Source organism: Nostoc sp. DSM 114167 (genome assembly GCF_052692655.1).
Genome location: NZ_CP195116.1, coordinates 6,815,491 through 6,837,834, shown reverse-complemented (window position 1 = coordinate 6,837,834; position 22,344 = coordinate 6,815,491). Strand labels below are relative to the sequence as shown.

Genomic DNA, 22,344 nt, shown 5'->3' with positions numbered 1-22,344 from the left:
TTGTTAAAAGCCTTATTCTATAAGAATTTTAGATTATTTTTTTGTAAAATTAATGAAAGCTCGTTAATAAATCAAGCTGATGATCAGTTCAAAAGGGCGACAAAATTGTACTTAACAGTACCTTTTTTTGTGTTGGATATTTTTAATATTCATAAGAGTACCTTATTTTATTTTAGATATTTTTGCTATTTGTACTTATACTAGTATTTTTGCTTACTTTAACTAAAACATCACCATTAATATGTGCTATATCGAACTATAGATATAATCAATTATCCGGAATGCTGCTAGTTTAGTTAGTAGTTTGATTAAAATAAGGCATAAATTACCTAAAATCAATATATTTATCTAGTAAATTTTTGCATCCCCATTTTTGAGTGAACTTGATTAGTTATGCTCCTAGATTTAGAAAGATTTTATCAAGCTTGCAATCCGAGCAGACCTCTAATTATAGGAAACGCTAGCGATCGCAGGTACTATATCGATTTTGCTGCGGTGCGGGGTGGCAAAATTATCGAAGCTTTGCAGCGCACGATCGCTAAAATATCGCCAGATACACCAACCTGTCAACTATTTACCGGACATCTCGGTTGTGGAAAATCAACGGAGTTGTTGCGCCTGAAAGCTGAGTTAGAAGCGCAGCAATTTCATGTAGTTTACTTTGAGTCTACTCATGTCTTAGAAATGGCTGATGTGGATGTGACTGATATTTTGTTAGCGATCGCTGGACAGGTGAGTGAAAGCCTAGAAGCGATGAAAATTAGGCTCAAGCCTCGCTACTTTAGCAAGTTGTTTGGTGAAGTTGTAGATTTCTTGCAAACGCCAATTGACGTTGGGGTAGAAGCAGAATTGTCTGTAGGGATTGCCAAAATTACCGCGAAAACAAAAGAAAGTCCCCAATTGCGACGGCGGTTAAGAGATTATTTAGAACCGCGAACCGCAAATATTTTACAGTCAATTAATCAAGAATTACTAGAACCTGCCAACAAAGAACTCAAAACCAAGGGTAAAAAAGGATTGGTGGTAATTGTTGATAACTTGGATCGAGTTGCAATTCGACCTTTACCATCGGGGCGATCGCTGCCAGAATATTTATTTATTCAGCGTGGCGAACAATTACGCAAACTGAATTGTCATGTAGTCTATACTATTCCTTTAGCCTTAACTTTCTCCAACGATAGCGCCGAACTTCAGCATCGTTTGGGGGGTGGAGTTGCCCCAAAAATGTTACCGATGATACCTGTGCGTTTGCGCTCTGGTGAGATTTTTCCCCAAGGGCTAGCAATGATGCGGCAAATGGTGCTAGCTAGAGCTTTTCCAGACATTTTACCTAGCGATCGGTTAGGCTTAATTACAGAGGTGTTTGATAGTTTAGAAACCTTAGACCGATTGTGCCTGATAAGTGGTGGTCATGTACGCGACTTATTAGGTTTACTGTTTGACTGTCTGCGAGAACAAGATCCACCCTTTGACCGGGAATGTGTCGAACTGGTAATTCAAAGACAACGGGATTACCGAGCCAACGCTATCGACCCTCAAGAGTGGGAATTAATCTTTCAGGTAGTGCAACAGCAACGAGTTAGAGGTGATATAGAATACCACACCCTCTTGCGAAGTCTATTTGTATTTGAATATCGCGATCATCAGGGAGCTTGGTTTGCCGTCAACCCAGTTTTAGCAGAGACGGAAAAATTTAAATCATGGTTGAGCGACACGCACAAGTAGATATCAGAGCAGCTAACGAGCGGGCTTTACGGAGTTTGGGGAGAGCAATTACCCTTTCTAGCGGTCAATTTTCCCTGGTTTTGGTGTGCTGCAATTATCGAGTTTTGCAAGAGCAAATGCTGCAACGACTCGAAGAAATTTCTTCAGGAGTACACCGCATTCAAAAGGTAATTCTGCCGCATAATGCCAGAAGTCTTTATACAAGTATTCATTTACAACTGCTAACCGAAGCTAATCCGCCATCGGCGTTGATGATTTTGGGTTTAGAGTCAGTAGATGGACTCGACGATTTCCTGAGGTCTATTAATCATATTCGGGATGAATTTCGCAAACGCCACCCATTTCCGATGATTGTCTGGGTGAATGACGAAGTGTTGCAAAAGGTAGCGCGTTTAGCACCAGATTTTGCTAGTTGGGCGGCGACACCAATTCGGTTTGAAATGACAACTCAATCACTGCTGCAATTTCTGCAACAGGAAACTGACTCTTTATTTGCCACAGTGTTAGCAAACGATGCTGCACAACACCAACCTCCTCAACTTGCAAAGCATTATTCCACTGTCGAGCAAGTCTGGGAACATAGTTATGAACTCCACTTTGCCATTAGAGAGTTGCACAATCGTGGTATTACCTTAGAGCCAGAACTACACGCTAGTTTAGAATTTGTTTTTGGTCTAGATAATTATATTAGCGATCGCATCAATACAGGTTTAGTCCATTTTCAGCAAAGCTTGCAAGTTTGGCAAAAGTTGACACAGACAGAAGAAGCAGAGGAGCATACTTCGACTACGCTCAGTAACCAGGGGAGCAGAGGTGCAGGGGAAGCAGGGGGAAATCAGGGGGATAAAGAAGTATTTTCTTCCTCATCTCCTCCATCTCGTCCATCTCCTCTACTGCTGCGACAGGGAATTTTGCTGTTTTATATTGGGCTGTGTTACTGCCGTTTTGCAGAGCAAAATCAAATAGAAAACCGCCGCCATTGGTACACTGCTAAATCTTATTTTCAGCAGTGCTTGAATATTTTGCAGGTGGCTGGGCGTTTAGATATAGTTGCTGGATTTATTAATCAACTTGCTGAGGTTTTGCAATATCTGCAAGAGTGGGAAGAATTGCAGACAGTTGCCCAAAAGTCTTTGGAGTTACATCAAACTTATGGTAGTCAAATCCAATTAGCTTGTGACTACGGTTTTTTGGCGCAAGTAGCTGTGCAGCAGTCGCGGTGGGTACAGGCGAGTATCTTAGCACACGTATCGCTGCTGAAATTAGGTGAGGCGCAAAAGCAGAACGACCCTTATAACTGCTTTTTTCCGTTATTATTGGCGCAGATTTACTATTTAGTGTTGGCGAAAGCACAGCGAAATATCGGCGAGCTAGTAATCGCTCGTGAATACTTAGATAAGGCGACAAAAGAACTGCCAGCAGCTTTAGAAAGCAGTGCCCATCAATACGATGCCCATCGTTATATTCGCTTATTGCGGAGACTGCGATCGCTCTACTTTGAAGAAGGGCGATATTTAGAAGCCTATTACATTCGACAGAAACGGCGTTCTGTTGAGCAGCAGTATGGTTTTCGGGCTTTTATTGGTGCAGGGCGCTTGCAACCTCAAAGACAGGCGACAAACCCAGCATTGATGTCACCTTCTGGAAGTAGTAGCGTTGCTTTAGAAATTGCGGCTTCTGGTCGAGAACGTGATATTAATAACTTAATTGGCAGAATTAGCCGCGCCGATCAAAAGTTGACGGTGATTCACGGTCAATCGGGGGTGGGTAAGAGTTCCACTGTAACGGCGGGTTTAGTTCCAGCGCTGCAAAATCGAGCCATTGGCGATCAAATAGCCGTGCCTGTGGTACTGCAAGTTTATACCGATTGGGCACGGGAATTAGGGAAATCTTTAAGTGAGGCGGTGTCTAGTGACGCATCCCTGGCGATTTACGCTGATATTAAGCCAGAAGCAGCCATTGAATCAGAGACTTTACCTTACTCTGGTACACCGTTCACCATTAGCATTTTACAACAACTCCAAGAAAATGCCGATCGCCATTTGATTACAGTTTTAATTTTTGACCAATTTGAAGAATTTTTCTTTGGTTATAGCGATCGCAATCAAAAGCAAGAGTTTGATAAATTTATTAGCGATTGCCTCAATATACCTTTTGTCAAAGTCATCCTTTCTTTGCGAGAAGATTATTTACATCGTTTATTAGACTTTAAACATCTCTCGGCACTGGAAGCGATTAATAATAATATTCTCGACAAACATATTCGTTACCAGTTAAATAATTTTTCGCCAGAATATGCTAAAGCAATTATCCAAAAATTGACCGAGCGATCGCAGTTTAATTTAGAACCCGCTTTAATTGATGCTTTAATCGAAGATTTATCTACAGAATTTGGAGAAGTCCGTCCCATTGAATTACAAGTTGTCGGAGCGCAAATTCAAGATGAGCGCATTACTACCCTAGAAGAATATCAGCCATATAGACCGAACAAACTCATCGAACGATATATCAAGGAACTAATTAAAGACTGCGGCCCAGAAAATGAACGAGCCGCGTTACTCGTCTTATACTTATTAACAGATGAAAGCAACAACCGACCTTTTAAAACTCGTGCTGAGTTAGCGGCACAGCTAGGAGAGTTAGAAGATGCTGACAAATTAGAGTTAGTATTAGAAATTTTAGTGCGCTCCGGTTTAGTCGTTCTCTTTCCTGATGTCCCAGAACGCTATCAACTGATTCACGATTATTTAGTAGACTTGATTCGCTACCTGCAACAACAAGAATCGAGCTTACAAGTACAACTAAATCAGTTGCGCTACAAAGTAGAACAAAGTAAAGCTGAGATTGAGCGACTTAAAAGCGAACTTAGTCAGAATAAGCAGCGTTCTAAATTGGTAGATTCTCATCCCCAACAGGGATTAGACTTATTAACGGAATTGCGAGAATTACACAAACGAGAAGAATTAAGCCAGTTAGAAATTGAGCAATTACGAGCTGAACTCAAAGAAAAAGAGTTAACAGCTAAACTTGCAGAAAGTCAAAAGAAACAAAGACTTAGTGAAGCTCAATTAAATCGTTCGCTGAAAATTGCTCTCACCGCTTCCGTTCTCGCCATCTTCGGATTAAGTGTTTCCATCGTCACAGCAGTAGATAGCGAAATTAAAACTCTCAGTGCATCCAGTGAAGCTCTCTTTGCCTCCCAAAAAGGTATTGATGCCTTAAAAGAAAGTTTAAAAGCAGGGAGAAAATTACAACAAACAGTCTGGGTAGATTCCAATACAAGAGAACAAGTACAGACGGCGCTTTATCAAGCTGTTTCAGGGGTCAGAGAATATAACCGCTTGGACGGGCATGTATCTGGCGTCAATAGTGCTATATTCAGCAGCGATCGCTCTTTAATTGCCTCAGCCAGTGCGGATACTACAATCAAACTCTGGCGTCCCGATGGTAGTTTGGTCAAAACCTTGTCGGGGCATGAAGATGTAGTTAATAGCGTCAGTTTTAGCCCAGATAGTCAAATCATTGCTTCCGCCAGTCAAGACAAGACGATAAAACTTTGGAGTCGAGAGGGTCAACTGCTTGCTACCTTATTAGGACATCAAGGTGTAGTGAATAGTGTGAGTTTCAGCCCAGATGGCCAGGTTATTGCTTCAGCGAGTACAGACAAAACAGTGAAACTGTGGAGTCGCGATGGTAAGCTGCTCAAAACTTTGCAGGGACATGATGGTGCAGTCTTGAGTGTGGCTTGGTCAAATGATGGTCAAACCTTAGCTTCTGGGAGTGCTGATAAGACGGCGAAACTGTGGAGCCGCGATGGTAAACTGCTCAAAACCTTGCAGGGACATGAGGATGCAGTCAAAAGCGTAGCTTGGTCGCCTGATGGGAAAACAATTGCATCTGCTAGTTTAGACCAGACAATCAAGCTGTGGAATCTGGAAGGTAAGCTACTGCGAACCTTATCGGGGCATAGTGCTGGAGTTACCAGCGTCAGTTTTAGCCGCGATGGTAACACGATCGCTTCCGCAAGCACTGATGAGACAATCAAACTTTGGAGTTCTGAAGGTGTGTTGCTGGGAACCCTGAAGGGACATAATAATTGGGTTAACAGTGTCAGCTTCAGCCCAGACGGTCGCACCCTTGCTTCCGCCAGTCGGGACAAAACTATTAAACTTTGGCATTGGGACGATGTGTTATTGCGAAAGCCGAAAGCGGATAATGATGACTGGGTAACTAGCATCAGTTTTAGCCCAAGCGATATCGCACCTTGGCAGCAGCAAGCCGAGACAAAACTGTAAAACTTTTCAGTCGAGACGGTAAACTACTGCGTACATTCACAGGGCATCAGGGTCAAGTTTGGGGTGTAGCTTGGTCGCCCGATGGTCAAGTAATTGCCTCGGCTAGTAAAGATAAAACAGTAAAACTTTGGAGTGGTGACGGTCAACTACTCAAAACCTTACAGGGTCATAATGAGACCGTCTTGAGTGTAGCTTGGTCGCCTGACAGTCAAATAATTGCCTCCGCTAGTAAAGATAAAATAGTAAAACTTTGGAGTCGCCAAGGTAAACTACTTAATACCTTGCAGGGACATCAAGAAGCGGTGAATTGGGTAAGCTTTAGCCCCGATGGCAAGTTGCTAGCCTCAGCCAGCGATGATAAAACCGTGAAAATCTGGACTATAGAGGGTAAATTGCTATACACATTAATTGGTCATAGCCGCCGGGTAAATGGAGTTGCTTGGTCGCCTGATGGTCAAAGCATTGCTTCAGTTAGTATTGATAGCACGGTGAAGATTTGGAATCGAGACGGGAATTTACTAGATACTCTCACAGGCGATGGCGATAGTTTTATCAGTGTCAGTTTTAGCCCCGATGGCAAAACTTTAGCAGCTAGCAGTGATGACAAAGTGAGGATTTGGAACCGAGCAGGAACGTTGCTGATTGCTTTGAAAGGCGATAAAGATGAGTTAACCAGCGTCAGTTTCAGCCATGACGGGAAGACTCTGGCTGCGGGTAGTGGTAATGGCACAGTAATTTTCCGAGATTTAGCAGATATCCAACTGGATAAATTACTGGCACGCGGTTGCGATTTGCTACATGATTATTTGCAGACTAACCAGAAAGTAATTAAGAGCGATCGCGCCTTGTGTTCTAGTAGGTGATTTGAAATTAATCGACTTCATGAATGATTTTCAGGCTTTCCCAATCAGTTTTCCTTTTGCTAGTTGAATATTTGATTAATTTTTTCTCCCTAAAGTAACAAAATCTCTCAGAAAATCTGGTTTCTTAAAAGAGGCATTATCTGATGACTAGATAATAGTAAAAGTAACGTATATCATAGCCGCCTCTTCGCTTGTTATGAAGGAGGTAAGTAATATTTTTATACCTTACTCAACCGATAACAGCTATAACTATGTTAAATCGATCAAAAAATGAGCTATTAAAGTATTTCTTTCGTAGGATAGCAAGTAAAGATGCAAAAGATTTGAGTTATCTTTATCAAGGTGCATCACTGAACCATCAACTGCTAAGTGGTGATGATCTATCCATCGCCCCTGTGAATCTAGTAAAAAACTGAAATAAGGGCTGACATCTGGATGATTTTTAGTTAATTCTTCATAGCTTTGATAAAAAGGAGGTATCCCAATTCCCATCGGCATATATAAGCCTTTGGAATAATCTGCTACAGACAATTGAGGAAGCGTTTTCAGATTAATGCCACTAATGAATAATTTATTTTGTTCACCAGTCTTGGTATCTGTGAATCCTAACTCAATTTCCTGTAAATTTTGTTCCACACCAATCGGTTTAATATTTCTTAAAATGGCTTTATCAAATTTACCTATTCTCCAGTATTGATTTCCCCAAGGCTTATTTTGATCGTAAAATCCTGGCGCTCGAAAACTTGCAAACCTAACTTCATTTTTAACGTCGTAAAAATCTCTCCATTTGCTGATGTTGGTCGCTAGTGTAGTTCTAACTTTTCTACTTTGCTCTCCTGATACAATTATCCTCTCATCAAGGGGGAACTGAGTAGCAACTTCTTTTTGATCTATTACATTTCTTAAAAGATTAGTTTTGACTATTGTGCCACTCGGATCTTGCCAGTGTTCTAATTTCCACCAATGCTGCCAATATGAAATCTTATTAATTTTTTCAAAAATATTTTTGTAATGTCCAATTGGGAAAGTAAACCAACTTTGATAATAAAGGGATTTGTTATTATCCTCTTTATTAAAAAGTAAAATTTCCCAAAATCCGGCATTTAAGCAATTATTAGCCAAAGCTATCTCTACAATATTTTGCTTTTCAAAACCATCTCCTCCAACAATTTCTATATTTTTTGAATTAGCAGGAAAACTAATCTGTTGCCTGTTCCATTCCCTATCTGTAAAAGCTATTGTTTCTAAACCTCGATCTTTCTTAACCCATTCAGGTATTTTAGGAACCAATAGCTCTAAATCAATATTTTTTATAACTATTTTTGCCGTGTTTTTATCTGTTGCTTCCAGTACGAAATCGAAATGTGTATCATCTTTCTTAATAAGTGTTAATTTTCGATTAGAATATCTTTTAAAATTTTTTCCTAATGGTGCAGGATTGGCTGGATAATCGACATTAGATAATTCTTGTAGTTTTACATTCATCTGATTATCAAATCTATATCTGGATTTAAACCAGAAACCACTTAGTCCCAGCAAACCAAAGCAGAAAACAAGAGTACTAAATAAAATCTGTTTCTTCGTAACTCTGAAATTAGCTTTGCCGAATTGGGAAATGCTTGCATTTTTTCCTTTCGCAGACATATTTTTCATCAGACAAATTTATTTTTATGAGAATGCTGCTTAACAGCATAGCATTCTGCAAAACGGATGTCTTATATCATGTCCGGTTAAAGACTTATCATTAAGGCAGCAGGGGAACAGAGGGGCAGAGGGGCAGAGGAGAGGGGCTTTTGGGCTCCATAGATTCGGGAATTAAAACTAATTAAGCGGACTTGATATTACTTCTATTTTTAATCAAAGTCTTAATAAACAGTTCTCTGCAATTAAGTAGGTAGACATAATTAAATATAAAATAAACTCCTAGTTTGTAGTGAGCGATAAATCGCTCAGAGCAAGGATTATCAGGACTAAAGTCCTTACTACAAACTTGAAATTTATTATGCCTAGATACTTAAGAGTTGAATACCAATTCTTATTTTTCCTTGATTGCACTTGCAGCAAACCGCTAAAGCGCCTACACATAGCCTGAAACCTGTATTTATTGGGAAATTGGACTTTTTCAACTTCACCAGAATTAGTCACAATAGAAAAAGTTTCACGCCTCAAAGCAAAACTTTTACCCAACTACGTCGTTTACTTTTCTTAATTGGATAAAGTCGGACTAAGCTGTTGAAGAAACTCAATATTTAAATCTAGCTTTTCTCCTAACCATAGGGAATGAACTGCATGGTCTGCCACAGCATCCCCTGTCTCAGGATGAACGAGAATATCCAATCCCTCACGATTGAGCATTAACCAAGGAACGACTTTCTCAAACTGATTCGGTAAGAAAGCAACTTGATACATCGCTTTTGGATGGGGGCCGATGGGCTTGTCAAACCAGCGTCCGAGTTTCACCTCAAACCTAGCGCCTAATCCTTCACGTACACGCGCAGCTGCATCCCGACTCGCAGGATCGAAGTAAACATGAGCATGAAAACCAACGATCTCAATAGTATCTTTTTCCATAGATCCACTTTTCGATCTCAACTCTAATTTTGGATAGCGGACTTTTTATTTCTTACTAAAAAAGAGATGTCTACGATGGTCACTGAGCCAAGTCGTACCCCTCCTCTTAAGCAAGCTAAAGCGGACACACCAGAAGTGTGGGCTACGCCTACGCTCAATTTTAGCCCAATACAGTGTAGTTAGCGATCGGTTGTTGGAGACTCAATTTACAGAGATCGTTGATTGAGATAACTAACTTTTATGGGGTAGGCAGCATACTGAGCGTTATGGTTAACGCGGCCTCTTGCAGAGAAGTAGCGATATCGCGCCAAAGTTTTGCCCACCCTAACTATGCAAGTTAAATGTGGAACAGCTTAGTAGTTAGTTAACGCTAAAAGCATTTGTAGTTTCTTTGACAACTTCATCTTTTTTAGGAGTAACTGAAAGATGCACAACATGCACTGAACAAGTAGCATGGTGAAGAACGTAGTTACTCACACTACCAAGAAATAGTTCCATCAGCCGAGAATGGCCCCGACGCCCCATAACAATTAGATCGGCGCCACAACTATGGGCTAAATCACAAATAATGCGACCAGGATTACCAACATTTTGTGTAAATTCCGTAATCACACCTGCTGTGTTTGCTTGGGCACAGAAAGATTGCAACATCTGGATTCCTAGATTTTTAAAGGTATCCCACTGTTTTTGGTATAACTCAAAGCTTTGATTGGTCAATCCTGGATAGTAGTCCATGTTAGACAGCATAGGTACATAAGGACTACCCTCTTCTTCGGAAGACAGGACATGAAGTAACATTAAGCTAGCTTGTGTTAACTTTGCTAAATCTAATGCTTCCTCAAAAACCTGTTGCCCTATTTCCGAGCGATCTAATGCAACTAGAATCTTTTTAAACATCATATAGACCTCCGATTTCATTGGTGATTGGTCTTTACGGTTTCGGGTTTCCAGATGCTGGATTGTCAAAAATGACTAATCCCTCAACTATGTTTAGCGACTTTTAAATCTTAAATCTCTTAAAGGTTTTTGCCCTATATTTATGTATAGCAAAATAATTTGAGGAAGTTGTGAGGAAAATCAGCATTTATCTTTGAGCATGAAGGAGCATCTCATTTCGCAATAAATATCTTTGGGTACTGAGCCTAAATTCCTCTCTGAAAATTGCTATGCATTAGTCAACCCCTTTGGGGAATTCAAAATTCAAAACTTGTACTGACTTGTGCCGAGCATCTCGACTCCGCTCGATGGAACCGTAGCCGAGGTAGCTTGTCGAAGTATTCACGCATTCAAAATTATTATCCCCATAAATAAATTTAGGGGCTTGTAGTACCATAAGTCTGTTTTGGTCACATTTTTCTTAAGATTGTTGCAAATAAGCTAGGAACAGGATTGTAGAACAAGGCGATCTGCGGATAGACAAAAGCAGAAGAATGTAAATGACAAAAATTTTCTAGGCGATCGCTAACCACAAACTAAAGAATTTGAGTGGATAACTATCAATGTTTTTGCGCTTGTTTTAAGTAAGTTATATTTTTGTTGAGAAAGATTTGGATAATGGATAGGCTAAAAGGCGAGAGGTCAATAGACTTCTTGGCATTTGTCGGGAAAAGGGGAAAAGGTTCTGCAAAAGTCCCCTTCCCCTTTAACCTTTAACCTTTTCCCCCAAGAGTGCAAAAAGCACTTTTGCCAAGAGGTCTAATGTATTGCCTACAAACGAAAAGAGTAAAGTATTAAACAATCCGGTTGACAATTGTCCACACTTCTCCATCAGAGCGGACATAGGGAACGGAGATTGTCTTCAAGCCAGTAATAAAGGGCTTGTAATAAATCTGCCAATACATTGGACTCAGTTGATTGGCACAAGCCTTAAGAAAACGGACTTCTGCGGCCAGTTCACTTGCTAGTTGATTGATGCGTTCAGCATGAACCTGAGCCACTTCTTTCGCTTCCTCTAGCTGCTGCTGTTGGATAAGTTGTTTGGATTCACCTTGCCAACGCACTAACTTGCCTTGTTTTTGTTTTATCTTGCCTTCTAAAGCGGCGATCGCTGCATCTATGCCTTGGAGTTCAACTGATAATTGGGCATTTTCTCTGGCTTGACGGCGGTAAGCTTCTACCATCGCCTGGGGTGAATCATTCTCGCCAGAGATGACATTACTTTTGATCGTGAGTGCAGCGCGTTCTTCTAAAAGAGCCTGAATTTGAGATTTAAGCGCTGCTATTTCAGCCTGAGTTTGCTCCATAAATCGAGTTTTAAGTGCTGAGTAAAATATTAAAAGCTTTTTGCGCCTTGGGTATCTAGAGAAAGCGATCGCACCTCGGCTGTAATTCCTTCTTCTTGCCAAGCAGCTAACATCGCCGCCTCCACTTCCTTTGAGTGTAACTTATCTGCCAAAGCTAACAGTGTCGGCCCTGCACCACTAATCACCATACCATAAGCACCAGCACTAACAGCTGCAATGTTGAGAGCATCATAACCAGGAATCAAAGCTTTACGATAGGGTTGATGCAATCGATCTTGCAAAGCTGTCTTTAACCATTGTCCGTTACCAGTTTCCAAGCCGCGCAACAATAAGCCCAAATGGGCGGTATTGAAAATCGCATCAGCACGACTTACCTCTGTTGGCAGAACGCCTCGCGCTTGTGATGTGGAAAGTTCAAAATTAGGAATAGCCACAACTGGCACAACATCTTTATGCCAGGGAACATCACAAATTTCCCAACCTGAACCACTGCTAGCAGCCAGACGACATCCTCCCAACAAAGCTGGAACTACATTATCAGGATGTCCTTCCATTGCGATCGCTAACTCCATCACCTGCGACTGAGAAAGAGTAGCACCTTCTAGTTGATTAGCCGCAACTAATCCACCAACAATTGCTGTCGCCGAACTACCCAAACCTCTCGCCAACGGTACACCTAACTTAATCTCTATTTTCACAGCCGGCGGTGTCTGCTCTATATGTTGATAGAACTTGACAAACGCTTGGTAGAGAAGATTACTTTCATCAGTTTGGACTCGTTGGGCTTCCGTACCAGTGACATGAATAATTAACCCACCCTCTTCTAGGCGAGTGAACTTGAACTCGTTGTACAGCTTTAATGCTGCACCGATGCAATCAAAACCAGGCCCCAAATTTGCAGTTGTGGCGGGAACGGTAACAGTAATGGTAGAAACAACAGACATTGGCAAAACTCACTAATCATCAACCAGCATCCCATGTAAAGGGTTGATTTGTTTATTAGCGATCTAATTATCTGTTGTGGTAGTTTGCATACCCATCTGAAATATTTACATTTTATTTTTTATTAATATATTATTTTACCTAATGACTGAAAAATAGTGTTATTATCGGATTATATATTGACTATTTATATTAATTAATTTAAAAAATGGAATATTTAAAGCGCTTTCTTGAGTATGCTCCTGAAGCGTATGATGCTATTCGTGATGCTGACGATATAGCAATGATTGCACGTAACACTGGATGGGCAGAGTTTCGCATTCGTCGGATCAAAAAACATTTATTTAATGATGAACACCAGTTGGATTACGACCTCGGATTTAACCGCTTTAGTCCAGATCCAGATATAGCAGATGCCTGGATTAGGTTACAGCGAGGTAATTTTAACCCTGAAGATTTGAGACTATTGGAACATGAATACTTTGAGTCGAGGTTTGAAGGAATTTTCCATACTAACTACCGTACAGCTCATGAAGCTACTGAACGCTCTGGTCGTTTGTGGAGTCCCCCAGTAACATCAGCATAACTCAAATAAGTTAAAACTAAAGTATCGCAACTCTTATAAACCAAATTAATCTGTTATGGCTTTTTACGTATTAATTCTAAAAGAAAAGGAGGATGAGATCGGCGTTACTTACCGCTTTGGTCCAGATGAAGATCGTCTCGGCTCTTTGTGGATAGATAAATTTAGTGGCGAAGTTAAAGAACTTCAAGAAACACCAGAGCAAAACTCGCAGGCCTTTTTTCAACGAGCAGCAGTAAAGGTTTGGCAAAATTGGAAAAAAGGAGCTTTTCCAGAAAAAACATCTTGGGCATCCTGAGAATGATTTGAAATTGATAGCCTACCCATAGTGAGCGGCTATCAATGCTTTATTATTCCTAAAAAAGATACCTAGAGTTCGCTCTTTTTCACAAGTCTATTAATCAAAAAGCTTACTTCAAAGTTCCCAAAACTGGCGCTACCTCAACCTCTGAAATTTGCGGAACCAAGAGTGCCTTAGCATAAATTTGGGGATTGGTTTGTGAGACTATGGCATAAGACTGGCGAAGATTAGCATTGACTGCAACGGTCTTCACATCGTACATCTGCATCGCCATCTTGGGATAGAAACCAATACCAATAATCATCAGCAGAAAACAGGCGGCGATAAATACCTCACGAGGTCTAGCATCCTCGTAGACTGCATCTTCTGGCACGAGACAGTCCGTACCAAAACAAACTGTTCCCTCATCTTCTCGATTTTCCAAGCCTGCATTATTAATGTCGCATAGCAGGGCTGCGTCTTTCCCATAAAACACTTCCCGCAGCATGGAAAGTAGATAAATCGGTGTGAGGATAACTCCAACGGCGGCGAGAAAAACTGTGACGGTGCAGAAAGTGGAACTGTAAACGTCACTGCTGGTCATTCCAACAAATACCGAGAGTTCGCCAGCAAAGCCGCTCATACCGGGAAGTGCCAGAGATGCCATTGCTCCAATTGTAAACAGGGCAAAGACTTTGGGCATGGCTTGACCGATACCGCCCATATCTTTCATTACCATTGTGTGGGTGCGATCGTAAGTAACACCTGCTAAGAAGAACAGCACCGATGCAATCAAACCATGCGAAATCATCTGCAACATCGCGCCGTTGATTCCCAAATCAGTGAAGGACGCAATCCCAAGCAGTACAAATCCCATGTGAGAAATCGACGAATAAGCTAAACGCCGCTTCATATTCGTCTGAGCAAAGGAGTTCAATGCACCATAGATAATGTTGACAACACCGAGAATGGCTAAAACAGGCGCAAAGTAAATGTGTGCATCGGGAAGTAACTCAAGATTCAGGCGAATCAGTCCATATCCGCCCATCTTCAGCAATACACCAGCTAATATCATCGATACAGGAGAAGATGCTTCGCCGTGGGCATCAGGCAACCAAGTATGCATGGGGAAAACAGCAAGCTTGACACCAAATGCAATCAACAATCCTGCATAAAGTAGCAGTTGTAGACTAAGAGGATATTCTTTGCTGGCGAGGGTGGTGATGTCAAATGTCATATCACCGCCGCCGTATAGCCCCATTGCCAAGGCTGCCACCAAAATAAATATAGAAGCAGCTGCGGTATACAACAAAAATTTCGTAGCTGCATAACGACGCCTTTGCCCACCCCAAATGCAGACTAGTAGGTAGACGGGAATCAACTCTACTTCCCACATAATAAAAAATAGCAGCAAGTCTTTAGCAACAAACACCCCTACTTGTGCCGAATACAGCACCAGCATTAAAAAATAGAAGAGGCGGGGTCGGCGATCGACTTGCCAAGCTGAAAATATCGAGAGTGTGGTGACAAATCCGGCTAAAAGCACAAGTGGCGCTGAAAGCCCATCGACTGATACCGCCCAGTTAAAACCTAACTGAGGAACCCAGGCATAATTTTCCACCATTTGAAAACTAGCACTGCTGGCATCGTAATGCTTCCAAAAGGCGTAGCACATTAAGGCAAAATCTGCAATACCTACACCCAGCGCATACCACCGTACGAGTTTACCATCTTTATCAGGCAACACGGGGATGAGCAGGGAAGCAACAAGTGGCAGTAAGACAATCGCGGTAAGCCAGGGAAATTGAGCCGCTATCATGTATGTATAGAAAAATACTTATTTAGTCAATTATGTCATTCTACTAAACTTTGTAACAATTTCTTCATAAATCTTTGTCCCAGTGAACTGCTTTGGCCAAAAAAACAATTTACTGGAGACTGGGAAAGAAATATTTTTATTTGTTAAGTGTTCTTGTATACGCCTTTGATGATGTTACTTACTTGCTTACGGTACTAATCCGGCCCGCAACGCACGGACAGCAGCTTGTGTCCGGTCAGCAACACAGAGTTTATTGAGAATACCTCGAACATGAGTTTTGACAGTACCGACTGTTAAATAGAGCCTTTTGGCAATTTCTGCATTGTCACAGCCAGCGACAATCAACTCTAAAACATCCATCTCTCTATGAGTTAAAGGATAGCTGACTATACTTTTCTCAACATCTGGGTCAATACCTTCAATCAAAACTCTTTTTCCAGATGCGCCTTTGTTGCCATCGGGGAAATCTTGACGTATTTGTTGTAGTACAAGGTCTGCGATCGCTGGATCGATCCATGAGCTACCTGCATAAGTCGTTTGCACAGCTTCTACTAGTTTTTCTGTTTCTATATCCTTCATACAATAAGAATCTGCACCTGCTGCAAATGCTGCTAAAACTGCTTGTTCGCTATTTTGCATCGTTAAAATTAGCAGCTTTGTTGTATAGTCCTCATTATCTGCCTGATATTGCCTAAATGTGCGTGTTAGCTCAATACCATCCATGTCAGGCAAACCAATGTCAATAGTAGCAACATCCGGCTTGAGAGTTTTTAGAAGCTTGATACCATCAGCTGCATTGGCTGCTTCACCAACAATGTTAAACTCTGGCTGGGTTTGTAAAGCAGACCGCAAGCCGATTCTTGTCAGGTTGTGATCTTCAATCACAAGGATCTTGATTTCACTCATAGTTGCTTAACTTTACTGTTATTTATCTAAAGTAGAGATTAAAATCATCTCGTTCTTCTATTCGGGATCTTATACAAAAAGCAATGCGTTTGGTATTATTTCCTGAACTTCATCTACCATTAGACATAGATAACCTTATCTCGTAAGCTTTTCTAAGGCAAGAGTTTCGATATGACAATATAAGTCAATCAGAAAATATTTTTATACATAAACCCAACGCCCGATGTGTTATGCTAAACAAATTTTCCGGAAAAATCTGGTAGCGAGTAAAAGTAGGTGACTATTAAGTAGTTATCCTTGCTTTGAGCGGTATTATGCATATAAAAGCGACTAAAATAACTCACTTTAGCACCCAGGTACTCATATTAATTGGATAATTTAGGCGACTAATATACTTATGAGAAGAGTATTTTATTAAACAAATAATACACAGTATCAAGAAAAGGGCAGTGTAATTACGCAAAAAAAAGGTATTAAACTCAGGAAACTCCAAAAGAAAATGTTAATCCTTAATAATCTCAGCGCTGGTGAAGTAAGCTATTACTAGATTTGCTAGGGATAGCCAAGCACTTCTTTTTTATATAGCCATGTCTTTACCTAAAACTGTCAAAAAAGATAAAATTCTCGTTGTCGATGATATTTTTGACAATCTGCTGGTCTTAGAAGCAGTCCTAGAAGATGAGGACTATGAAATTAGCTTGGTAGAAGATAGTAAGATTGCTCTGGCTATGGTTGAAGAGTCACCGCCAGACATAATTCTCTTAGATGTGATGATGCCGGAGCTAGATGGCTATGAATTCACTCGGCGCATCCGACAGAATCAGGCGCTGCCATTTATCCCGATTCTGCTGCTCACGGCTCACTATGAGTCTAGCGTAGTTGAAGGACTAGACGCTGGTGCAGATGACTTCATTCGCAAACCATTCGATCCTGATGAACTCCATGCAAGGGTGCGATCGCTCCTGCGCCTCAAGCATAGTATCGACGAACGAGATCAGATGGCGAACCTCCGTGCAGATTTTGTCTCCCGTTTTACTCACGACTTACGCATTCCCCTAGTAGCTTCTAACCGCGTATTAAAATTATTGCTGGAAGGCAGGTTTTGCGATGTTTCGCCACAATTGCAAGAAATAATTAATACCATGATTGGCAGCAACCAAGACCTGCTGGAAATGGTAAATACCTTGTTAGAAGTTTATCGTCATGAAGCGGGCTGTAAAACCTTAAAAATTTCTCCCTGCAATATTCAGGAATTAGTTAGTGAAGTTTGCCAAGAATTAACTCCTTTAGCTGAAGAAAAAGGATTAGCTGTAAACATCGATCTAAGTGAAACTGCAAGCACCATTATGGGCGATCGCTTAGAACTGCGGCGAGTTTTGACAAATCTGATCGGCAATGCTATCAAATTTACAGACAAAGGCTCTGTAAATATTCACTGTTATCTGACTCCGATAGCTGTGAATATTGATATCCAAGATACAGGCCCAGGAATTTCTAAACCAGATCAGGCAATATTATTCGAGCGATTTCGTCAAGGAAAACACCAACGTTCTGGTAGTGGTTTGGGATTATATCTTTCTCGCTGTATTATCGAAGCACATCAAGGCACAATCGATGTGACATCTGAACCAGGCAAGGGTAGTACATTTACTATCCGCCTACCTTTAGCTGACGAAAACTAAAAGTAGGCGACAAAAAATTATTACCCTAATAACGCTGTTAGTAAAATAAGCTAATGCGCCTACATATTGCACAAACTCCGTTAAGACCGTCATTAGTCACTTGTACTGAGTTTCGACTGCGCGGTAATCGAGCGACTTGTACTGAGCGTAGTCGAAGTAAGTCGAGATTCAACTACCGCGAAGCCGTTGGCGCAGCCTCTCGTAGAGAAGTATTAGTCATTAGTCATTTGTGTTTACCAACTGGACTTTGGACAATTGACTTAGGACAACTTTCACCAGTTGATGTGCTTTTCTTTTTGGGTAACAGCTTAGTATAAGTCGAGTTACCTTGTGATGTTGGGATGTCTGTTAAAAGATAGGTAAATAGAATATTAATTATGAATTAGCACTTTTGAAAAAATCAGTAATAGATTGAGAAAATGTTTTGCGATCGTTATTTTCAAAATGGCTGAAAATCTTAGGTAAAAAACAGAGTGAATAAAGGTAGAAGGTTCAGTAAATAATTATTTAACTTAAACCTTCTTCCTAAATAAAATTTCACCTATTACATTACCATCAAAATCTAACTACTTGAACAATTTGTGACAACGAGGAAAACCTCTATCACGCTGTACTAGTCTAAAGTCTTTTTAACTTCATCTTTGATATTCTCAGCGGTGTGACGGACTTGGGCTTCAGCTTGTTTAGCTTTACCTTCAGCTTTATCTTTAGGATCGCCAGTTACTTCGCCAATTGCTTCTTGTACTTTTCCTTCGACGTTTTTAGCAAAAGCTTTTGCTTTATCTTCGATACTCATTTTTTTTGCTCCTAAAATAGTTTAAGTCTTGATTATTTCTTGCTTGCTTGAAAAGCGCTGCAATATCTATAGATTACTTTTAAATAACTTTTGCTTCTTCTATCTGACGATGTTTTTATGACAAATATTTATGTCCATTGTACATAGTTATTTAACCTTAAAACTCATCTTTGGAAATTCAGGTAATATCCAAAAGAGGGAAAGGATCGTTTTATTGTTCTATCTTTAGACAAAATAACTTATAACTTCAGGTAGATAGTGATGCTGATAACCCACAACTTGGCTTATTACCACTGGATATAGTAAATATGTCAACAGGGTGCGTAGGCTTTCAAATTGGTGGTAGATAGTGCAGTATTAGCGAGTCCGTGTACTTAATTCTGGGTAAATGAGAGGAGATGCTTCAAATTACTTTCGTTTTTAATCACTAAATGAGGTTAGTGAAATGTCTGAACTTACGGATGAACTTCAATATATTTTGAATTGGTTAAAATCTACCAATCATGATTTCTTTGATTGTTACAATCCAGGTTTAACTCGCCAGCAGATTGACGAAATTACAAAGGATTTACCATTCCGGTTATCGGAAGAAGTATACGAACTTTATCAATGGCGCAATGGAACCGCCGATCTTGGTTATAACAATGGCTATCTACCACTCTATTTTTTGTTTCCTGAGCAATTAAGAGCCGATATCATTTGTTCTTTTTGTTCCTTGCAAGATTCAGTTTATATTTACAAAAGTATAGGGAAAGCAACTAACTACGATGATGCATATTGGAAGCAAGAATGGTTTCCTATTGCAGCGTATGAAAATAAAAGAATGCTTTATGTAGTTGGCGATCTCGATCCATCTCCGGTTTATCTTTGGGATGTTGGTTGCCATGAAGATTCAGTAAGAATATATAAAAATCTTATCAGTATGATATCTGTAATTGCAGAGTGTTGTGAGTTTGGTTTATATCAACTCATACCAGATGAAGATGGAGAGGAAGATGACATGATAATCCGAATAGATGAAGAAAAGCTAAAACTTGAAAAAGAGATATATCGAAAATATAACTCATAATTTAAAAAAATATGAAGTCGTGCAAATGTTGGGTTACACTTTGGGATCTTGCTACGTTCCTCAAACGCCACTTGCTACCTGAAGGGAACGCTAAAAGCGTAGCTTGCTTCCCCGTAGGGGTACAAGTCAGGAAACCGCAAGGGCCCAGTGCCACCCAACCTACATAGTTTAAGGTTTTTAGGGCTAACCCAAGCTTATTGGGTTATATATTAGTCACATCTTTTTAATAGTCACTTATTAACTTGCAATCCGCTGTATATTGCTTCTGCAACTCTGACTAATTAAAGCTTGTACTAGAAATAACTGACACTAAAAATAGTTGAAATTTCAGTAAATACTTTAGGAGCAGTAGCTTACAGAATAAGGATTTTGTCACAAAAATTAGCAGAAATCAACATAATTTTTCAGGTTTTAACTGAAGAATAATTTAGCTAGTGGAAAAAGGCATAGATAAGTCTCAGCAGCGACTTTGAAGTACCTAATAGAACTTGTGATTAATTTCTGCTCAAAGACAGCAGGAACAATTATCCACGTTTATTTCTAGCTTCTTACTTGTAGTATTTATGAAGATATTTATGCAATCAAATTTTAGTACTCAACCAACTCCCAACTCCCAATATATAGACTACAAAATGCCAACTGATTCGTCTGTTAACATTTTCATCGGATATTCTATCTTGATTCCAATGATTGTGTTTGTCGGGTTTAATATCTATAAGCAATACCGGACTGCTGTTTTTTGCCGACAAGTTGCTTATTTAGAGAAACTGTGGCATTTGAATATTAAAAAAGAGCTTGAAGAACAATAATAATGAGGTACTTATTTCTAGTTTGGGTGCTTATATTCTCTTTAGTCGCTCCTAGTGCGGCGATATCTGACAACAAGCCGCTTCTCGACGAGAGCCTACACCAACACGTCTACACTGAATTAAAACAGCCATACAACTTAATATCTGGACTTGGTACAATCCACCATCCAGTTTCTACTTCTAATCCCCAAGCCCAAAAGTTTTTCGATCAGGGATTAAATTTAATTTACGCTTTCAATCATGATGAGGCAGTGCGTTCTTTTCAATACGCTGCCAAACTCGATCCGCATTTAGCGATCGCATATTGGGGTGTTGCTTTAGCCTTGGGGCCCAATATTAATTCAGAAATAGACCCCAATCGGGAATTAGCTGCTTACCAAGCAGTACAGCAAGCTTTGGCCCTTTCTACCCAAGCTTCCACCCCAGAACGAGACTACATTAACGCCTTAGCAAAACGTTACTCTCAAGATGCCGATGCTGATTTGTATCAACTAGCAGTAGATTACGCCAAAGCAATGGGAAACCTAGTCAAGCGCTATCCTGATGATTTGGATGCAGCGACACTTTACGGTGAAAGCTTGATGGATCTGCATCCTTGGCAGCACTGGACTAAAGATGGTAAACCACAGCCAGATACAGAAGAAATTGTGGCTGTTTTAGAATCAGTTCTCAAACGTAACCCGAATCATGCAGGAGCTAATCATTACTATATTCATGCAGTAGAAGCCTCACCTTCTCCAGAACGGGCCCTTGTCAGTGCTAACCGACTCGGAACTCTAGCGCCAGCAGCAGGACACTTGGTACACATGCCAAGTCATATTTATTTTCGTGTGGGAGATTATCAAGGAGCAATGCAGGCAAACGAGCTGGCGATCGCTCAAGATGATATTTACATCAAAAAATATCAAGTCCAGGGCACTTACCCCATGATGTATTACAACCACAACGTACATTTCCTCATGGTGGCTAGCAGCATGGCAGGAAGATATGAAGATGCTCTGAAATCCGCAGATAAATTAGTTGCAAATGCTACTGCAATTGACCCCTATGCACCAATGCTTGAGGGATTCCTCGGCAGCAAAATACTGATTCAGACACGCTTTAGTGATTGGGATGCGATCTTCAAAACTCCTGCTCCCGAAGCTAAATTGCCCACTACCTCTGCACTTTGGCATTTTGCTCGCGGTATGGCAAGCGCAGCCACAGGCAAACTTGAAGATGCAGCAAGTGAAAGTCGGGCATTACTGGCTGCCAAACAGGGAATTTCCACTAAAGCAACCATTGGATTCAGTCCAGCCAGTACTATTTTAGACATTGCCTCAAAAGTTCTAGACGCTAAAATTGCCAGAAAAAAGCATGATTATGAATCTGCCATCCAATTGCTAGAAAAAGCAGTAGTAGCAGAAGATGCCCTTAATTACGTGGAACCACCAGACTGGTACTTTCCAACGCGGGAATCTTTGGGTGCTGTGCTTTTGGCTAAGGGTGATTATAGAGAAGCTGAGAAAGTCTTTCGTGCCGATTTAAAAAAATATCCCCATAATGGACGTTCTTTATTTGGCTTGCAGGCAACTTTGCAGGCACTAGGCAAAGATGAGGCCGCTCAACTTGTTAAAGCTGAATTGGAGACAGCGTGGAAAGGTGATGTTCGGCAACTTAAGATTGCAACTTTGGTTAATTAGCCGAACATGATGTTACCAAGAAGGGGAAAAGGGGAAAGGGGAAGGTGGGGCCCCCTCTGGGGATAAGGGGAGGGGGGAA

18 protein-coding genes are annotated in these 22,344 nt (G+C 40.6%); 10 read left to right on the top strand and 8 right to left on the bottom strand.

The window, feature by feature from the left end; genetic code table 11:
- Positions 1-393: 393 nt before the first annotated feature.
- From NSTC731_RS28830 to NSTC731_RS28820, 3 genes are read left to right on the top strand one after another with little or no spacing between them, the layout of a single operon-like run.
- Positions 394-1,725, top strand: coding sequence for a P-loop NTPase fold protein (locus NSTC731_RS28830; protein WP_445627943.1), 1,332 nt, complete (start codon positions 394-396; stop codon positions 1,723-1,725).
- Positions 1,701-6,020: an nSTAND1 domain-containing NTPase gene (locus NSTC731_RS28825; RefSeq protein ID WP_445627942.1), complete on the top strand. Its 4,320-nt coding sequence runs from the start codon at positions 1,701-1,703 to the stop codon at positions 6,018-6,020. The genes NSTC731_RS28830 and NSTC731_RS28825 overlap by 25 nt, the downstream gene beginning before the upstream one ends.
- The gene (locus tag NSTC731_RS28820) at positions 5,990-6,883 is read left to right on the top strand and encodes a WD40 repeat domain-containing protein (protein ID WP_445627941.1); all 894 of its coding nucleotides are present in this window, start codon (positions 5,990-5,992) and stop codon (positions 6,881-6,883) included. The genes NSTC731_RS28825 and NSTC731_RS28820 overlap by 31 nt, the downstream gene beginning before the upstream one ends.
- Positions 6,884-7,132: 249 nt before the next feature.
- Here the strand turns inward: NSTC731_RS28820 and NSTC731_RS28815 are convergent, their stop codons facing one another.
- The 5 genes from NSTC731_RS28815 to thrB form a co-directional block, all read right to left on the bottom strand.
- Positions 7,133-8,536: a hypothetical protein gene (locus NSTC731_RS28815; RefSeq protein WP_445627940.1), complete on the bottom strand. Its 1,404-nt coding sequence runs from the start codon at positions 8,534-8,536 to the stop codon at positions 7,133-7,135.
- A gap of 552 nt (positions 8,537-9,088) precedes the next feature.
- Complete coding sequence (locus NSTC731_RS28810) at positions 9,089-9,454, bottom strand: DOPA 4,5-dioxygenase family protein (RefSeq protein WP_445627939.1); 366 nt, start codon at positions 9,452-9,454, stop codon at positions 9,089-9,091.
- A 360-nt stretch (positions 9,455-9,814) separates the two neighbouring features.
- Positions 9,815-10,351, bottom strand: coding sequence for a universal stress protein (locus NSTC731_RS28805; protein ID WP_445632194.1), 537 nt, complete (start codon positions 10,349-10,351; stop codon positions 9,815-9,817).
- 833 nt (positions 10,352-11,184) lie between these two features.
- Positions 11,185-11,697, bottom strand: a complete 513-nt coding sequence (locus tag NSTC731_RS28800; RefSeq protein ID WP_445627938.1) for a hypothetical protein — start codon at positions 11,695-11,697, stop codon at positions 11,185-11,187.
- A 29-nt stretch (positions 11,698-11,726) separates the two neighbouring features.
- Positions 11,727-12,641 carry a homoserine kinase gene (gene thrB, locus NSTC731_RS28795; RefSeq protein ID WP_445627937.1) on the bottom strand — a complete coding sequence of 305 codons (915 nt, stop codon included), beginning with the start codon at positions 12,639-12,641 and terminating at the stop codon, positions 11,727-11,729.
- 206 nt (positions 12,642-12,847) lie between these two features.
- On the opposite strand from thrB, the gene NSTC731_RS28790 reads away from it, so the two are divergent.
- Entirely contained in the window at positions 12,848-13,225 is a 378-nt protein-coding gene (locus tag NSTC731_RS28790; RefSeq protein ID WP_445627936.1) for a hypothetical protein, read from the top strand.
- Between the two features lie 55 nt (positions 13,226-13,280).
- Entirely contained in the window at positions 13,281-13,520 is a 240-nt protein-coding gene (locus tag NSTC731_RS28785) for a hypothetical protein (RefSeq protein WP_445627935.1), read from the top strand.
- Between the two features lie 112 nt (positions 13,521-13,632).
- Here the strand turns inward: NSTC731_RS28785 and NSTC731_RS28780 are convergent, their stop codons facing one another.
- Both NSTC731_RS28780 and NSTC731_RS28775 read right to left on the bottom strand, forming a co-directional pair.
- Entirely contained in the window at positions 13,633-15,321 is a 1,689-nt protein-coding gene (locus NSTC731_RS28780) for an NAD(P)H-quinone oxidoreductase subunit 4 (protein WP_445627934.1), read from the bottom strand.
- Positions 15,322-15,507: 186 nt separating this feature from the next.
- Positions 15,508-16,227: a response regulator gene (locus NSTC731_RS28775; protein WP_445627933.1), complete on the bottom strand. Its 720-nt coding sequence runs from the start codon at positions 16,225-16,227 to the stop codon at positions 15,508-15,510.
- 587 nt (positions 16,228-16,814) lie between these two features.
- Between NSTC731_RS28775 and NSTC731_RS28770 the strand changes: the two genes are divergently transcribed.
- Together NSTC731_RS28770 and NSTC731_RS28765 are read left to right on the top strand one after the other, a co-directional pair.
- Positions 16,815-17,909 (top strand): hybrid sensor histidine kinase/response regulator, encoded by a 1,095-nt coding sequence (locus tag NSTC731_RS28770; protein WP_445627932.1) that lies wholly within the window; start codon positions 16,815-16,817, stop codon positions 17,907-17,909.
- Between the two features lie 53 nt (positions 17,910-17,962).
- On the top strand, positions 17,963-18,226 hold the full coding sequence (locus tag NSTC731_RS28765; RefSeq protein WP_445627931.1) for a hypothetical protein: 264 nt from the start codon (positions 17,963-17,965) through the stop codon (positions 18,224-18,226).
- Between the two features lie 296 nt (positions 18,227-18,522).
- On the opposite strand, the gene NSTC731_RS28760 is transcribed toward NSTC731_RS28765, so the two are convergent.
- Positions 18,523-18,705 (bottom strand): CsbD family protein, encoded by a 183-nt coding sequence (locus tag NSTC731_RS28760; protein ID WP_334804111.1) that lies wholly within the window; start codon positions 18,703-18,705, stop codon positions 18,523-18,525.
- 445 nt (positions 18,706-19,150) lie between these two features.
- Here NSTC731_RS28760 and NSTC731_RS28755 point away from each other — a divergent pair, with 445 nt between their 5' ends.
- The 3 genes from NSTC731_RS28755 (at position 19,151) to NSTC731_RS28745 (ending at position 22,265) form a co-directional block, all read left to right on the top strand.
- On the top strand, positions 19,151-19,774 hold the full coding sequence (locus NSTC731_RS28755) for an SMI1/KNR4 family protein (protein ID WP_445627930.1): 624 nt from the start codon (positions 19,151-19,153) through the stop codon (positions 19,772-19,774).
- A 575-nt stretch (positions 19,775-20,349) separates the two neighbouring features.
- The gene (locus tag NSTC731_RS28750) at positions 20,350-20,583 is read left to right on the top strand and encodes a hypothetical protein (RefSeq protein WP_445627929.1); all 234 of its coding nucleotides are present in this window, start codon (positions 20,350-20,352) and stop codon (positions 20,581-20,583) included.
- Positions 20,584-20,585: 2 nt separating this feature from the next.
- Positions 20,586-22,265 (top strand): tetratricopeptide repeat protein, encoded by a 1,680-nt coding sequence (locus NSTC731_RS28745; protein ID WP_445627928.1) that lies wholly within the window; start codon positions 20,586-20,588, stop codon positions 22,263-22,265.
- Positions 22,266-22,344 lie beyond the last annotated feature (79 nt).

Coding starts and splice junctions, on each gene's coding strand:
- NSTC731_RS28830 (WP_445627943.1), top strand. CDS start 394: ATGCTCCTAGATTTAGAAAGATTTTATCAAGCTTGCAATCCGAGCAGA.
- NSTC731_RS28825 (WP_445627942.1), top strand. CDS start 1,701: ATGGTTGAGCGACACGCACAAGTAGATATCAGAGCAGCTAACGAGCGG.
- NSTC731_RS28815 (WP_445627940.1), bottom strand. CDS start 8,536: ATGAAAAATATGTCTGCGAAAGGAAAAAATGCAAGCATTTCCCAATTC.
- NSTC731_RS28810 (WP_445627939.1), bottom strand. CDS start 9,454: ATGGAAAAAGATACTATTGAGATCGTTGGTTTTCATGCTCATGTTTAC.
- NSTC731_RS28805 (WP_445632194.1), bottom strand. CDS start 10,351: ATGTTTAAAAAGATTCTAGTTGCATTAGATCGCTCGGAAATAGGGCAA.
- NSTC731_RS28800 (WP_445627938.1), bottom strand. CDS start 11,697: ATGGAGCAAACTCAGGCTGAAATAGCAGCGCTTAAATCTCAAATTCAG.
- thrB (WP_445627937.1), bottom strand. CDS start 12,641: ATGTCTGTTGTTTCTACCATTACTGTTACCGTTCCCGCCACAACTGCA.
- NSTC731_RS28790 (WP_445627936.1), top strand. CDS start 12,848: ATGGAATATTTAAAGCGCTTTCTTGAGTATGCTCCTGAAGCGTATGAT.
- NSTC731_RS28785 (WP_445627935.1), top strand. CDS start 13,281: ATGGCTTTTTACGTATTAATTCTAAAAGAAAAGGAGGATGAGATCGGC.
- NSTC731_RS28780 (WP_445627934.1), bottom strand. CDS start 15,321: ATGATAGCGGCTCAATTTCCCTGGCTTACCGCGATTGTCTTACTGCCA.
- NSTC731_RS28775 (WP_445627933.1), bottom strand. CDS start 16,227: ATGAGTGAAATCAAGATCCTTGTGATTGAAGATCACAACCTGACAAGA.
- NSTC731_RS28770 (WP_445627932.1), top strand. CDS start 16,815: ATGTCTTTACCTAAAACTGTCAAAAAAGATAAAATTCTCGTTGTCGAT.
- NSTC731_RS28765 (WP_445627931.1), top strand. CDS start 17,963: ATGCGCCTACATATTGCACAAACTCCGTTAAGACCGTCATTAGTCACT.
- NSTC731_RS28760 (WP_334804111.1), bottom strand. CDS start 18,705: ATGAGTATCGAAGATAAAGCAAAAGCTTTTGCTAAAAACGTCGAAGGA.
- NSTC731_RS28755 (WP_445627930.1), top strand. CDS start 19,151: ATGTCTGAACTTACGGATGAACTTCAATATATTTTGAATTGGTTAAAA.
- NSTC731_RS28750 (WP_445627929.1), top strand. CDS start 20,350: ATGCAATCAAATTTTAGTACTCAACCAACTCCCAACTCCCAATATATA.
- NSTC731_RS28745 (WP_445627928.1), top strand. CDS start 20,586: ATGAGGTACTTATTTCTAGTTTGGGTGCTTATATTCTCTTTAGTCGCT.